Here is a 13,065-nt window from a genome sequence, read left to right as displayed (position 1 = left end):
TTGAACGGACTGGCATTTGCGGGCCCAGCTGTCCCACCTAATGGCGAAACGGATAGGCGAGCTGGCCCCCGATCTCCTTCGGCATCGTCGCTTCGTCCTTGCCGTAATCCTGCGGCAGCCTCCCCTCCGGCATGCGGAAGGTGCCGAACAGCACGTCCCAGATCGGGAACGTCCCGGCGAAATTGGTGTCGCCGCCCTCTTCGAGCGAAGTGTGGTGCCAACGATGGAATACCGGTGTCGCCAGCACGTATTTGAACGGTCCGAAGGTCCAGTTCAGGTTGGCGTGCACGAAGGCCGAATGAAAGGTGGTGAACGGGCCGACCCAGATCATGATGTTCGGGGAGATACCGGCCATCAGCAGCACGACGTCGACGCTGATCGTCCCGAGCAAGAGATTGACGGGATGGAAACGGGCCGCGGAGATCCACCCGATCTCCTCCGACGAATGATGGATGGCATGGTACTTCCAGAAGCCGCCGTCGTGGAAAAGCCGGTGCAGCCAGTACAGCATGAAATCGGACAGCACCAGGAACAACAAGGCCTGCACCCACAGAGGCAGCTGCGCCAGCGGACCATGGCCATTGTCGTAGAAGGCGATGAGTTCGTCGGCGTCGTGAATGTTGAAGACGGCACCGGCACCGACGATCAGAAGCCCGATCCGCATGGTGCGGGCGAACACCGGCACGAAGAACCAATAGCAGATGTCGGTGACGATCTCGCGCTTGCGCCACCACGGCGCGCCGGGATTGCAGGCCCAGAAATGCTCCAGCACGGTGAAGACGGCTGCGAGCGTGAAGGTGACGGGGATCACCTTCACGATGGTCTCGCCGAGCATCAGGGCGACTTGCATGGGCAGGCTCGACATCGTCGCCTCTCTTGCGAATTCCAGTGTTGCTTAGGCCTACTCGGTGAAATTTAAGGGAGGATGAAGCAGGCGCCGGCGCTGCCGATGCATCCGGAACCGGAACGAATTGCAGCCGCCGTCTTAAGTCGAAATTCACTCTGGGCAAAAGCATCGCGCCGGACCTGGGTTTACCCGATCGGATTAACTCTACCGAAAGAGCTCGCCTCTCATGGTCATCGCGTCAAAGACAGCGCCGAACGAGGCGATCCCACCCAGACGGAGTTTTGTTCATGAAAGACTTGATTGCGCGTTTCGCGAAGGATGAATCCGGCGCCACCGCCATCGAATATGGTCTGATCGCCGCCGGCATCGCGCTGGCCATCATCACTGTCGTCAACAATCTCGGCACCTCGCTGAACTCCAAGTTCACCTCGATCAGTTCGTCGCTGAAGTAAGCGACCGACGAACGACGGCAAAAGCCCCGGATCTCCGGGGCCTTTGTTTTTGTGAAGACGGCGAGTTCCAGTGGCGTTGCACAAGTTCAGAACCGATACCGCAGTCGCGGCGCACGAGGCAGAGGCGGCGCAGGCCAGCTCACCGGCCTATTGGATCTGCCTTGCGCTGCTGCTTGCGACGGTCGCACTCGCCGCGCGCATTGCCAGCTTCTGGTGAAGGCGCATTCGGCGGCCTCGGCCGCGCGCCCCTGCCGCCGTTGTCGGTTTGTTTAGCACCGCGCGCTAGTATCCGGCGACGCCAGCTCCCGCGGCAAACCCAGGCCTCAAGACGCAGCCCATGATCCTCGACCTTGCGCGCCTTCTGCTCTTCCCGGCCCTGATGGCATTCGCCGCCGCCAGCGATCTCTTCACGATGACGATCTCGAACCGCGTGTCGCTGGCGCTGGTGGCAGGCTTCTTCGTGCTCGCCCTCGCCGGTGGCGTGGCACCTTACGAGATGCTGAGTCATATCGGCGCCGGTGCGCTTCTCCTGGTCGTCGCCTTCACCTGCTTTGCGATGGGCTGGGTGGGCGGCGGCGACGCCAAGGTCGCGGCGTCCGTCGCGCTCTGGTTCGGCTTTGCGCATCTGATGAACTTCCTGCTCTACGCCTCGCTGTTCGGCGGCGCGCTGACGCTGCTCCTGCTCCAGTTCCGGCAATGGCCGCTGCCCTACGGGCTGGCGGGTCAGGCCTGGCTCGCGCGGCTGCACGCCAAGGAGAGCGGCATTCCCTACGGCATCGCGCTCGCGCTGAGCGCGTTGATGGTCTACCCGGAGACCGAATGGGTGAAGGCGGTCGACCTCGCTCACCTCGCACTGCGCTGAACGCACCGGGTAAACCCGGCGTTAAGGCGATTTAGATACGCCTCATTAACCATGCTTTGACGAATAGCTGGTCAACTGCCGAGTACGGCGGCGGCAGCGTCGCGGCGTATTGTTGGAAAGTTGAAGCGTATGAATAGGGCACGCATTGTCGTCCTGACGGTCGCCATCTGCGCCGGCGGCGTCGCCGCGTACCTGGCGAGCGGCACCGACAATTCCGCGCCGCCTCCGCTTCCGGTCGCGCAGTTGCCGACCGTCGACGTCCTCGTGGCCAAGAACGATATCGGCCTCGGCCAGACCGTGAAGCCGGAAGACGTGCAATGGCAGACCTGGCCGACCGCGACCGCCAGCGCCACCTTCATCCGCCGCAACGAGCGCCCCGATGCTGCGACCCAGGTGGCCGGTTCGATCGCCCGGGCTCCGTTCATTCAGGGCGAGCCGATCCGCGACCAGAAGCTGGTCAAGGTCGAAGGCTCCGGCTTCATGGCGGCAATCCTGCCCACGGGCATGCGGGCGATCTCGACCGAGATCTCGCCGGAGACCGGCGCAGGCGGCTTCATCCTGCCCAACGATCGCGTCGACGTCCTGCTCACGCGCCGGTTGAAGAACCCGGACCAGAGCAGCGGCGCCCCCGACGTCGTCACCTCCGAGATCATCCTGGCCAATATCCGCGTCCTCGCCATCGACCAGGCGCCGAAGGAGAAGGACGGCCAGAACGCGGTGATCGGCAAGACCGTCACCCTCGAGCTCAGTCCCGCGCAGACCGCAACGCTCTCCGCGGCGCGGCAGAGCGGCACGCTGTCGCTGGCGCTGCGCAGTATCGTCGACGTCAAGATGAGCGAAATCACGCTCGATGACTCCGCGCAGAAGCGAGAGGGTGTTTCGATCATTCGCTACGGCATTCCAAGTCAGACGGCTAAGGCACGATGAAGACAGTCGATATCAAATGCAGGGCAGATTCAGCGACGATGCGAACCTCACTGCTCCGCGCCCTGTCGTTTTCGGCCGCCCTCGCGCTGGCACTCAACCCGGCGATCGCCCCGGTGGTCGCTGCCGATTATCGTCCCGTGGCGCCGGTCGCTGCGGACGGCCAGATCAACGCGCGCTTCCTCTCGCTCGGCATCGGCAAGTCCATCGTGATCGACCTGCCGCGCGACATCAAGGACGTGCTGGTCGCCGATCCCAAGATCGCCAATGCGGTGGTCCGCTCGGCGCAGCGCGCCTATATCATCGGCGCCGCGGTCGGCCAGACCAACATCGTGTTCTTCGATTCCGCCGGTCAGCAGATTGCGGCCTATGACATCGCGGTCAAGCGCGACCTCAACGGCGTACGGGCCGCGCTGAAGCAGGTCCTGCCCAATTCCGACATCCAGATCGATGGCCTCGGCGACGGCATCGTCCTGACCGGCACGGCCGCCAACCCGATGGAGGCGCAGCAGGCCAACGATCTCGCCGCGCGCCTGGCCGGAGGCGCCGACAAGGTGGTGAACTCGATCGTGGTGCGCGGCCGCGACCAGATCATGCTCAAGGTGACGGTGGCGGAAGTCCAGCGCAGCATCATCAAGCAGCTCGGCATCGACCTGACCGCCAACCTCAACTACGGCACGTCGGTGGTGAGCTTCTCCAACTCCAATCCGTTCACGGCTCTCGGCAAGAACCTCGTGGACGGCAACAACCTGACCACGAAGTTCGGCGCCGCGCCATCGGTGCAGGCCACCCTGCGTGCGATGGAAACCGCGGGCGTGATCCGCACGCTGGCCGAACCGAACCTGACTGCGATCTCCGGCGAGTCGGCAACGTTCATTGCCGGCGGCGAATTCCCGGTTCCGGCAGGCTATGCCTGCGACCCCACCACCCATGTCTGTACCACCCAGATCAGCTTCAAGAAGTTCGGCATCTCGCTGAACTTCACCCCCGTCGTGCTGAGCGAAGGCAAGATCAGCCTGCGGGTGATGACCGAGGTTTCGGAGCTGTCGAACGAGAATGCGATCACGCTGTCGCAGGCCGTGACCTCGACCTCGGTGAACTCGCTGACGGTGCCCTCGATCAGGACCCGCCGCGCCGAGACCTCGCTGGAAATTCCCTCCGGCGGCGCGATGGCGATGGCCGGCCTGATCCAGCAGCAGACCAAGCAGGCGGTCAGCGGATTGCCGGGACTGATGCAGCTGCCGATCCTGGGCACGCTGTTCCGCAGCCGCGACTTCGTCAACAACGCGACCGAGCTGGTCGTGATCGTGACGCCCTATGTCGTTCGCGCGGTGGCACCGAAGGATCTGTCGCGGCCGGATGACGGCTTCGCCCCGCCTGCGGATCCGCAGGCCCAGCTCATCGGCAATATCAACCGGCTCTACGGCGTGCCCGGACGGACCGAACCGGCCAAGAACTACCGCGGCACCTACGGCTTCATCACCGACTGAGGCGGAACGGGGACTTCACAATGACCACAAGACCACCCCAGCTTCGCAAACGCGCCATCCGCCTCGGTGGCGCGCTCGTCGGCATGGCGCTCGTGCTCGGCGGCTGCCAGCACGACGAAGTCGTCACGGCCTCCATTCCCGACGATTACAAGCAGCGCCATCCGATCGCGGTCGAGGAGCAGAACCGCTCGATCGTCGTCTTCGTCGGCCATGCCCGCGGTGGATTGACCGCCGCCCAGCGCGCCGACGTGATGGGCGTCGCATCGGCATGGTTGCACGAAGGCACCGGCGCCATTCGCATCGACGTGCCGTCCAATACGCCCAATGCTCGTCCGGTCGCGGACACGATGCGTGAGATCCAGGCGATGCTGTCGGCGGCAGGCGTTCCGCCGCGCGGCGTCAGCGTTCACCCGTATCAGCCGGAAGACAAGCGTTTCCTGCCGCCGATCCGGCTCACTTATTCCAAGATCGCGGCGGTCGCCGGCCCCTGCGGCCTGTGGCCTGAGGACATCGGCCCCTCGATGAAGAACAAGCGCTGGTTCGAGAACAAGGATTACTACAATTACGGCTGCGCCTATCAGCGCAACCTCGCGGCCATGGTCGACAATCCGTCGGACCTCGAGCAGCCGCGGCCTGAAACTCCGTCATACACGCCGCGGCGCATCACCGCTCTCGAGAAATATCGCAAGGGAACGACGACGGCGATCACCTATCCCGAGGCCGACAAGGCCAAACTCAGCGACACCGGCAGATGATCAGCTACGCGCGCCAGACACCAGAAGAGCAGCCGGCAGCAGCTCCTCCGCCGGTCGAGGAGCATATCGCGCCCGCGCCGCGCGTCTCGGTCCAGGCCTTCTGCGAGACCGTAGAGACTGCCGCCGCGGTACAGTCGGCCGGCGAGGATCGCCGTCTCGGCAAGGCCCATCTGAAGATCCAGATGGGCGGCATGGCGGCCGCAATCGAGGCCTACCGCTCGGCCCCCACGCCGAACGTGATCGTGCTCGAGAGCGACGGCCGCAGCGATCTCTTGGGCGGGCTCGACCAGCTCGCCACCGTCTGCGACGCCGGCACCCGCGTGGTCGTGATCGGCCGCATCAACGACGTCACGCTCTATCGCGAGCTGGTTCGCCGCGGCGTCAGCGATTACGTGCTCGCGCCGGTCGGCGCGATCGACGTCGTACGCTCGATCTGCAACCTGTTCTCGGCGCCGGAAGCCAAGGCGGTCGGCCGCATCATCGCCGTGGTCGGCGCCAAGGGCGGCGTCGGGGCTTCCACCATCTCCCACAATGTCGCCTGGGCGATCGCGCGCGACCTCGCGATGGACGCCGTCGTCGCCGACCTCGACCTCGCCTTCGGCACCGCCGGGCTCGACTACAACCAGGATCCGCCGCAGGGCATTGCCGACGCCGTGTTCTCGCCCGACCGCGTCGACACGGCCTTCATCGACCGCCTGCTGTCGAAATGCACCGACCATCTCAGCCTGCTGGCGGCGCCTGCGACGCTCGACCGGGTCTATGATTTCGGCACCGATGCTTTCGACGCCGTGTTCGACACGCTGCGCTCCACCATGCCCTGCATCGTGCTCGACGTTCCGCATCAGTGGTCGGGCTGGACCAAACGGGCCTTGATCGGAGCGGATGACATCCTGATCGTGGCCGCGCCCGACCTCGCCAATTTGCGCAATACCAAGAACCTGTTCGATCTGTTGAAGGCCGCGCGCCCCAACGACCGGCCGCCGCTCTACTGCCTGAACCAGGTCGGCGTGCCGAAACGGCCCGAAATTGCCGCCGCGGAGTTCGCCAAGGCGATCGAGAGCCAGCCGGTCGTCTCGATCCCGTTCGAGCCGCACATCTTCGGCTCGGCGGCCAACAACGGCCAGATGATCGCGGAGATCTCCGCCAACCACAAGTCGATCGAGATGTTCCTGCAGATCGCCCAGCGCCTGACCGGCCGCAGCGAGACCAAGAAACAAAAGTCGTCCCTGCTTTCACCTCTGATTGAGAAGTTGCGGGGAAGATAAGCCGCCGCATGGAGTTGTTAAGTGTTCGGTAAGCGTAGCGGAACAGACACCGACTTTCGGGCGCCCAAGCCCGGCGCCGTGTCGCTCGAGCCTGCCCAGGCTCAGGCGCCGACGGTGTCGCGCGCCCCGCCTCCGCCGGCCGTCACCTCGCCGCCGCTCGCTCCTGCCAAGGCCCCGCCGCCTCCGGCCATGGAGAGCCGGCGCTCGGATAATTATTACGAGGTCAAGGCGACCATCTTCGGCGCACTGATCGAGGCCATCGACCTTGCCCAGCTCGCCAAGCTCGATTCGGAGTCCGCGCGCGAGGAAATCCGCGACATCGTCAACGAGATCATCGCGATCAAGAACATCGTGATGTCGATCGCCGAGCAGGAGGAGCTGCTCGACGATATCTGCAACGACGTCCTCGGCTACGGCCCGCTCGAACCGCTGCTGTCGCGCGACGACATCGCCGACATCATGGTTAATGGCGCCAACACCGTCTACATCGAGGTCGGGGGCAAGATCCAGCGCACCGGCATCCGCTTCCGCGACAACCAACAGCTCCTCAACATCTGCCAGCGCATCGTCAGCCAGGTCGGCCGGCGCGTCGACGAATCCTCACCGATCTGCGACGCGCGCCTCGCCGACGGCTCTCGCGTCAATGCCATCGTGCCGCCGCTGTCGATCGACGGCCCCGCGCTCACCATCCGCAAGTTCAGGAAGGACAAGCTGACGCTGGATCAGCTCGTCAAGTTCGGCGCGATCACGCCGGAAGGCGCCGAGATCCTCCAGATCATCGGCCGCGTCCGCTGCAACGTGCTGATTTCCGGCGGTACCGGCTCGGGCAAGACCACCCTGCTCAACTGCCTCACCAATTACATCGAGCACGACGAGCGCGTCATCACCTGCGAGGACGCCGCCGAGCTCCAGCTTCAGCAGCCCCACGTGGTGCGGCTGGAAACCCGCCCGCCCAACATCGAGGGCGAGGGCCAGGTCACCATGCGCGAACTGGTGCGCAACTGCCTGCGTATGCGGCCCGAACGCATCATCGTCGGCGAGGTCCGCGGACCCGAGGCCTTCGACCTGCTCCAGGCCATGAACACCGGCCACGACGGCTCGATGGGCACGCTGCACGCCAACAACCCGCGCGAGGCGCTGTCGCGCTGCGAATCCATGATCACGATGGGCGGCTTCTCGCTGCCCTCGCGCACCATCCGCGAGATGATCTGCGCCTCGATCGACGTCATTATCCAGGCCGCGCGCCTGCGCGACGGTTCCCGTCGCATCACCCACATCACCGAGGTGATGGGCATGGAGGGTGACACCATCATCACCCAGGACATCTTCCTCTACGACATGGTCGGCGAGGACGCCAACGGCAAGATCATCGGCCGGCACCGCTCGACCGGCATCGGCCGACCGAAGTTCTGGGAACGCGCCCGCTATTACGGCGAGGAGAAGCGCCTTGCCGCGGCGCTGGACGCGGCGGAAGTCGCGCCGAAGACGTGAGCAGGTCAGCACCGCCATGAACATGCAGGTCCTCGCCCTCGCCTTCCTCGCCACCGCAGCGGTCGGTGGCATCGCCTGGGTCTTCCTCTATCCGCTGCTGTCCGGAGAACGAAAGGCGGAAAGCCGCCGCGCCTCGGTCGCGCGCGCCGAGGCGCCCACGGCCCGTCAGGCCGAGAAGACCCAGCGCTCGCGCCGCGAGCAGGTCGAGTCCACGCTGAAGGATCTCGAGGCGCGGCGCGCGCAGGAGAAGAGCGCTCCGCTCAGCGTCCGCCTGTCACAGGCGGGGCTCGACTGGACGCCTCAGAAATTCTGGATCGTGTCGGCCATCGTGGCGGGCGCATTTTTCGCGGCCGCTCTGTTCGGCGGCGGCGGCCTGATCGGCGCCGCCGGTCTTGCCTTTGCCGGCGGCTTCGGCCTACCGCGCTGGGCACTCGGCTTCCTGAAGAAGCGTCGCGAAACCAAGTTCCTGGCTGCGCTGCCCGACGCGGTCGACGTGATCGTCCGCGGCATCAAGGCGGGCCTTCCCCTGTTCGAATCGATCAAGGTCGTGGCCGCCGATTCGCCCGAGCCGCTGCGCAGCGAGTTCCTGGCCATTATCGAGACGCAGGCGATCGGCATGCCCCTTGGCGAGGCCTGCGCGCGGCTCTACGAGCGCATGCCGCTGCCGGAGGCCAATTTCTTCGGCATCGTGGTATCGATCCAGCAGAAGTCGGGCGGCAACCTCTCCGAAGCGCTCGGCAACCTCTCCAAGGTGCTGCGCGACCGCAAGAAGATGAAGGAAAAGATCCAGGCGATGTCGATGGAGGCCAAGGCCTCGGCCGGCATCATCGGATCGCTGCCGCCGATCGTGATGTTCCTCGTCTATCTCACGACGCCGCAATACATCTCGCTGCTTTGGACTCATCCCACCGGACAGCTGATGCTGGTCGGCTGCGTCGTCTGGATGTCGATCGGCATCATGGTGATGAAGAAGATGATCAACTTCGATTTCTGACGGTGCCGTATGGTCGAATTCCTCGTCTCGAAACTGCACGACGCCCGTTTCATGACCATGCTGCTCGCGGCGATCGCTGCGAGCGCCACGGTCTATACGCTGGTGATGCCGTTGCTCGCCGGCGAGGGCCTGTCCAAGCGCATGAAGGCGGTGGCGAGCGAGCGTGAGCGCATCCGGCAGCGCGAGCGCGAGCGCCTCAACAAGAACGAGAAGGTCTCGCTGCGCCAGACGCCGAAGCAACTCGTCTCCAAGGTGGTCGAGGACTTCAATCTGACCAAATGGCTCGCGCAGGAAGCTGCGCGGGACAAGCTCATCATGGCAGGTTACCGTGGCCAGGCGCCCTATATCACCTTCCTGTTTGCCCGCATGGTCGCTCCGATCGTGCTCTTGATCGGCTCGGTCCTCTACGTCTTCGTGATCGCGCATATGCAGCAAGCGATGCCGATCAAGATCGGCATCTGCGTCGGCGCCGCCTATCTCGGCCTCCAGGCGCCGATGTTGTTCCTCAGGAATGCGATCTCCAAGCGCCAGCTCTCGATCAAGCGCGCCTTTCCCGACGCGCTCGACCTGCTCCTGATCTGCATCGAATCCGGCATGTCGGTCGAGATGGCATTCCGGAAGGTTGCGAACGAAATCGTGAGCCAGTCGATCGCCCTGTCGGAGGAGTTCACCCTGACCACGGCCGAGCTGTCCTATTTGCAGGATCGCAAGGTCGCCTATGAGAATCTGGCACGGCGCACCGGGCTCGAGGGCGTCAAGTCGGTGTGTCTGGCGCTGCAGCAGGCGGAACGTTACGGCACGCCGCTCGGCCATTCCTTGCGCGTCATGGCGCAGGAGAATCGCGACATGCGCATGAACGAGGCCGAGAAGAAGGCGGCCGCTCTGCCGCCGAAGCTCACGGTGCCGATGATCCTGTTCTTCCTGCCGGTGCTGTTCGTGGTCATTCTCGGACCGACCGCCATCAAGGTCACCGAGATGCAATGAGCCGGGCTGGACCACACGGTCCGCCACCAACGCCAGGACGAGCAGCTCTGATCAGTCGGGCTGGCTCAGCGAAGCGACCGGCGTCCGCTTCGACGCGCCGCGCGCGGCATCGCTGCGGCTCAGCATGTCCTTGAGATAGGCGACATTGGCCGCGGCCTGGTCCGGCGGCAGGTCCGCCTTCACGATGGTCTCCGCTTCCGCGAAGCGGCCCTGGAGACCGACGACCAAGGCGAGGTTCTGCCGCACCCGGGCACTCGCACGCGGCGAGGCGTAGGCCTGCCGCAGCGCCTCTTCGGCCTTCGGCAGCTCTCTCGACAACATGTAGGACAGGCCGAGATTGGAGAGTACGCCGGGATCACCCGGTGCGATCTTCAGCGCGCTCGCGTAATAGGATCGCGCCTCCTCATGACGGCCCATCTGGTCCAGCGCGGTGCCCTGTACCGAAAGCAGGCGCCAGTCCGGATTGTCGGGCGAATGCGCCTTCGACAGGACGTCGTAAGCCTGCTGGAAATTGCCGTTGTCGGCGAGTGCGCGGCCGTATTGGGCAAGCAGCGCCTTGTTGCCGGGATTGGCGATGGTCGCCTGCTCAAGCACGGCGGCGGCCTGGGCGCGCTGGCCGTTGGCGCGCAAGGCCTGTCCATAGGCGAGCGCGGCGTCGGCATCCCGGGGATTGGCGCGGTAGCGCTCGCCATAGACCTCGACAGCGCGCGCTGGATCGGTCAGTGCACGATCGGCGGGAGCCGCCTCCGCCCGCGGGCCGACCGAGCCCGTCACTTCGGAGAGTTTCGACATGGCCGTGCAGCCGCCGAGACCCATCGCCACCGTCGCGACCAGCGACGTGGAGGCAAGTAGCCGGGTAAGACTGATCCGTTGACGCATGACGCCTTGACTCTCGAGCCGCTCGACCGAGCCGAACGCGCCAGCAATAGAATGTTAACCCTAACGGCCGGTTAACGCCCGTCTCGGGCCTACTGCTCTCACGGCGGCGATTGCCACGGCGGCGCTTCACCGCCGAGGTCCAGATCGAGGCCGAGCGTCTTCACCTGTTCGTCCAGGTCGCGCAGCAATTGCAGCCTCTGCCGCGCCCGCCGCTGAACGTCGACGCCCTCGCAAGGCAGCCGCGGCAGTCGGCGCAGGAAGTCGTCACAGTTGATCAACCCCCTCCCGCAGAGCTCATCGAGCTGAGCGCGATCGATGCCGAGCACGTCGGCGGATTGCTCGATCAATCGGCCGAGCAGCGTTCTCACCCTGGCGAGCGTGTCGATGTCAGATCTCGGCCCGGACCGCGCGACCTTGCCTTCGAGCTCCGCCCAGGCATGCGAGGAGACGACGTAGGTGTTGAGCGCATCCGCCCAGTTCGGCTCCGCTTCATCGTAAAAGCTGCGGCGCATGAATAGCCGGCGGGTAATCGCCGCGACCTGATCCCGCTTCAGCGAGCCGGATGAGGCGACCTCGATCGCCGACTGGACGGCCGGATCACGGGAAAAGTCCCGCCCCGCCGGCAGCCTGATGACGCCGTCCGGCAGGTTCGAATCGAGCGGCCCGAAGGCGGAATCGTTGCGCAGCCTCGAATAGCGGGTGATCGCGAAACGGTGCTCGGTGCGCCCGGCACGGGACGCGGGGCCGAAATGGATGAGGTTGAAGCCGGCAGCGTCGCCGGCTTGCCCGGTCGAGGATGGGCAGGAGAGCACGTAGATCGTGCGCCAGAACGCCTCCCCGCTCTCGCTCGAGGTCGCGCGCGGATCGGGGATGGAATAGCGGGTCAGTCCCTCGACATGGCGATGACCGTGCAGAACCAGATCGACGTTGAGCGAGGTGGCGGCCTCGAGGAAGGTCGCGGGTGCGGCGAGATACATCAGCGGTTCGTCGGGCACGCCGAGAAAGCGCTTTCCTTCGCCGGTCGCCTGCGGCAGCGGATGATGGTGCAGGGCCAGCACACGCACCAGGTTCTCCGCCGGCTCGGCATAAACGGCACGCCCCGCAGAACCCATGCTGCCCGCGAGCTCGGCGCTCAAGCGGGCGGAATCTGCGACCATCGCCTTGTAGGTGCTCTCGTCGATCTTGCCGCCCGCGAGCGTCATGAGGCTTGCGCGATTGGAGTCGAGCAGCACCAGGTCGAGGCCTGCCTGCCGGTAATAGACACTCTTCGAGGTCCGCGGCAGGTGCAGATAATCGTAGGCGTCGTGACGGCCCGCACGCTGGCTCGGCCGCTTGACATCGCGATTGCCGGCAACGGCCTGAATGTCGGTGAACAGCCCGGTCTGCCGGAAGGACGCGATGACGGCGAGCGCCTCGTCGAGCGCGCGCGGTGTCGGGTCGTCCACCAGATCCCCCGTGATCAGCAGGATGCGATCAGGGACATCCGTGACGCCCGCCATCTTCTCGCGAATCGCGGCGGTGAGTGTCTCGATGGCCGGGAGCAGCCGGCCCGCCCCGTCCAGATGCAGGTCGGAAATCTGCGCAATAACGAACGATCTATCCATTTTGCGCCGCTCATCTGCAAATGCTGCGCCGCCCAAACGATGAGAGAAATGCTTCGACCAACAGATTCAGGACGTATCAGCCAAGAATGAACCTGGACAGATATCAACCACGTGCCGCGTGTCTGCGTTCGGAGCATGCAGAGCGAGCAACACAATCTAAAATGTTCGCCAATAATGCCACAACCGAAGCGCTAGTAAAGCCCTGCGGTGGTGTCCTTGCGAAGGCAGTTCTCGGCGTGAGATACGAGATCCGCCCGAGGACGGTTTCGTCTCGCCAGGTCAATATTCGATGGCGAGCCGCTTGCGGATCTCGTCGACGCGCTTGTCGAGCGCATCGAACCGCGCATGGATGGAGCGGTCGTGGAGATAGAAGACGTAACCGCCGGCAAGGAACGCGAAGATCCAATGGTGATGCTCGACATAGCCAAAAATCACCTCGACGGCCTGGCCGATGAATGTGACCACGCTCCACACGAATTCCATCGCATTTCCTCCCGGCGCTTCCTCGTCGGTCGCCG

Annotated in this window: 14 protein-coding genes; 10 read left to right on the top strand and 4 right to left on the bottom strand. The window is 64.9% G+C overall.

Annotation, left to right across the window (positions count from 1 at the left end; genetic code table 11):
* Positions 1 to 37: 37 nt before the first annotated feature.
* Positions 38 to 865 (bottom strand): sterol desaturase family protein, encoded by an 828-nt coding sequence (locus CVM73_RS28310; RefSeq protein WP_100235085.1) that lies wholly within the window; start codon positions 863 to 865, stop codon positions 38 to 40.
* Between the two features lie 269 nt (positions 866 to 1,134).
* Here CVM73_RS28310 and CVM73_RS28305 point away from each other — a divergent pair, with 269 nt between their 5' ends.
* The 10 genes from CVM73_RS28305 (at position 1,135) to CVM73_RS28265 (ending at position 10,064) form a co-directional block, all read left to right on the top strand.
* Positions 1,135 to 1,299, top strand: coding sequence for a Flp family type IVb pilin (locus CVM73_RS28305; protein ID WP_100235084.1), 165 nt, complete (start codon positions 1,135 to 1,137; stop codon positions 1,297 to 1,299).
* Between the two features lie 76 nt (positions 1,300 to 1,375).
* The gene (locus CVM73_RS40515; protein ID WP_167407110.1) at positions 1,376 to 1,516 is read left to right on the top strand and encodes a hypothetical protein; all 141 of its coding nucleotides are present in this window, start codon (positions 1,376 to 1,378) and stop codon (positions 1,514 to 1,516) included.
* 120 nt (positions 1,517 to 1,636) lie between these two features.
* On the top strand, positions 1,637 to 2,161 hold the full coding sequence (locus tag CVM73_RS28300; protein ID WP_100235083.1) for an A24 family peptidase: 525 nt from the start codon (positions 1,637 to 1,639) through the stop codon (positions 2,159 to 2,161).
* Positions 2,162 to 2,290: 129 nt separating this feature from the next.
* Positions 2,291 to 3,088: a Flp pilus assembly protein CpaB gene (gene cpaB / locus CVM73_RS28295; RefSeq protein WP_167407113.1), complete on the top strand. Its 798-nt coding sequence runs from the start codon at positions 2,291 to 2,293 to the stop codon at positions 3,086 to 3,088.
* Positions 3,085 to 4,575: a type II and III secretion system protein family protein gene (locus CVM73_RS28290; RefSeq protein ID WP_100235081.1), complete on the top strand. Its 1,491-nt coding sequence runs from the start codon at positions 3,085 to 3,087 to the stop codon at positions 4,573 to 4,575. Before cpaB ends, CVM73_RS28290 begins: the two co-directional genes overlap by 4 nt.
* A gap of 20 nt (positions 4,576 to 4,595) precedes the next feature.
* Entirely contained in the window at positions 4,596 to 5,330 is a 735-nt protein-coding gene (locus tag CVM73_RS28285) for a CpaD family pilus assembly protein (protein WP_100235080.1), read from the top strand.
* A complete protein-coding gene (locus tag CVM73_RS28280) occupies positions 5,327 to 6,595 on the top strand; it encodes a CpaE/TadZ family protein (protein WP_100235079.1) in 1,269 nt (422 codons plus the stop codon). The genes CVM73_RS28285 and CVM73_RS28280 overlap by 4 nt, the downstream gene beginning before the upstream one ends.
* A gap of 21 nt (positions 6,596 to 6,616) precedes the next feature.
* Positions 6,617 to 8,086 (top strand): TadA family conjugal transfer-associated ATPase, encoded by a 1,470-nt coding sequence (locus tag CVM73_RS28275; protein ID WP_100235078.1) that lies wholly within the window; start codon positions 6,617 to 6,619, stop codon positions 8,084 to 8,086.
* 16 nt (positions 8,087 to 8,102) lie between these two features.
* Positions 8,103 to 9,080, top strand: coding sequence for a type II secretion system F family protein (locus CVM73_RS28270; protein WP_100235126.1), 978 nt, complete (start codon positions 8,103 to 8,105; stop codon positions 9,078 to 9,080).
* 9 nt (positions 9,081 to 9,089) lie between these two features.
* Positions 9,090 to 10,064, top strand: a complete 975-nt coding sequence (locus CVM73_RS28265) for a type II secretion system F family protein (protein ID WP_100235077.1) — start codon at positions 9,090 to 9,092, stop codon at positions 10,062 to 10,064.
* Between the two features lie 51 nt (positions 10,065 to 10,115).
* On the opposite strand, the gene CVM73_RS28260 is transcribed toward CVM73_RS28265, so the two are convergent.
* From CVM73_RS28260 to CVM73_RS28250, 3 genes are all read right to left on the bottom strand, one after another.
* Positions 10,116 to 10,943, bottom strand: coding sequence for a tetratricopeptide repeat protein (locus CVM73_RS28260; protein ID WP_100235076.1), 828 nt, complete (start codon positions 10,941 to 10,943; stop codon positions 10,116 to 10,118).
* A 98-nt stretch (positions 10,944 to 11,041) separates the two neighbouring features.
* Complete coding sequence (locus CVM73_RS28255; RefSeq protein ID WP_100235075.1) at positions 11,042 to 12,547, bottom strand: metallophosphoesterase family protein; 1,506 nt, start codon at positions 12,545 to 12,547, stop codon at positions 11,042 to 11,044.
* A 279-nt stretch (positions 12,548 to 12,826) separates the two neighbouring features.
* Positions 12,827 to 13,030 carry a hypothetical protein gene (locus CVM73_RS28250; protein WP_100235074.1) on the bottom strand — a complete coding sequence of 68 codons (204 nt, stop codon included), beginning with the start codon at positions 13,028 to 13,030 and terminating at the stop codon, positions 12,827 to 12,829.
* Positions 13,031 to 13,065 lie beyond the last annotated feature (35 nt).

This window comes from Bradyrhizobium forestalis, from assembly GCF_002795245.1.
In the GTDB taxonomy this organism is placed as follows: domain Bacteria; phylum Pseudomonadota; class Alphaproteobacteria; order Rhizobiales; family Xanthobacteraceae; genus Bradyrhizobium; species Bradyrhizobium forestalis.
This window is presented reverse-complemented; position numbering and strand designations above follow the sequence as displayed.

Excerpts from the sequence above, each read along its gene's own strand:
- CVM73_RS28300 (WP_100235083.1), top strand. The coding sequence starts at position 1,637 with ATGATCCTCGACCTTGCGCGCCTTCTGCTCTTCCCGGCCCTGATGGCA.
- CVM73_RS28260 (WP_100235076.1), bottom strand. The coding sequence starts at position 10,943 with ATGCGTCAACGGATCAGTCTTACCCGGCTACTTGCCTCCACGTCGCTG.
- cpaB (WP_167407113.1), top strand. The coding sequence starts at position 2,291 with ATGAATAGGGCACGCATTGTCGTCCTGACGGTCGCCATCTGCGCCGGC.
- CVM73_RS28270 (WP_100235126.1), top strand. The coding sequence starts at position 8,103 with ATGAACATGCAGGTCCTCGCCCTCGCCTTCCTCGCCACCGCAGCGGTC.
- CVM73_RS28310 (WP_100235085.1), bottom strand. The coding sequence starts at position 865 with ATGTCGAGCCTGCCCATGCAAGTCGCCCTGATGCTCGGCGAGACCATC.
- CVM73_RS28265 (WP_100235077.1), top strand. The coding sequence starts at position 9,090 with ATGGTCGAATTCCTCGTCTCGAAACTGCACGACGCCCGTTTCATGACC.
- CVM73_RS28305 (WP_100235084.1), top strand. The coding sequence starts at position 1,135 with ATGAAAGACTTGATTGCGCGTTTCGCGAAGGATGAATCCGGCGCCACC.
- CVM73_RS28250 (WP_100235074.1), bottom strand. The coding sequence starts at position 13,030 with ATGGAATTCGTGTGGAGCGTGGTCACATTCATCGGCCAGGCCGTCGAG.
- CVM73_RS28290 (WP_100235081.1), top strand. The coding sequence starts at position 3,085 with ATGAAGACAGTCGATATCAAATGCAGGGCAGATTCAGCGACGATGCGA.
- CVM73_RS28255 (WP_100235075.1), bottom strand. The coding sequence starts at position 12,547 with ATGGATAGATCGTTCGTTATTGCGCAGATTTCCGACCTGCATCTGGAC.
- CVM73_RS28285 (WP_100235080.1), top strand. The coding sequence starts at position 4,596 with ATGACCACAAGACCACCCCAGCTTCGCAAACGCGCCATCCGCCTCGGT.
- CVM73_RS28280 (WP_100235079.1), top strand. The coding sequence starts at position 5,327 with ATGATCAGCTACGCGCGCCAGACACCAGAAGAGCAGCCGGCAGCAGCT.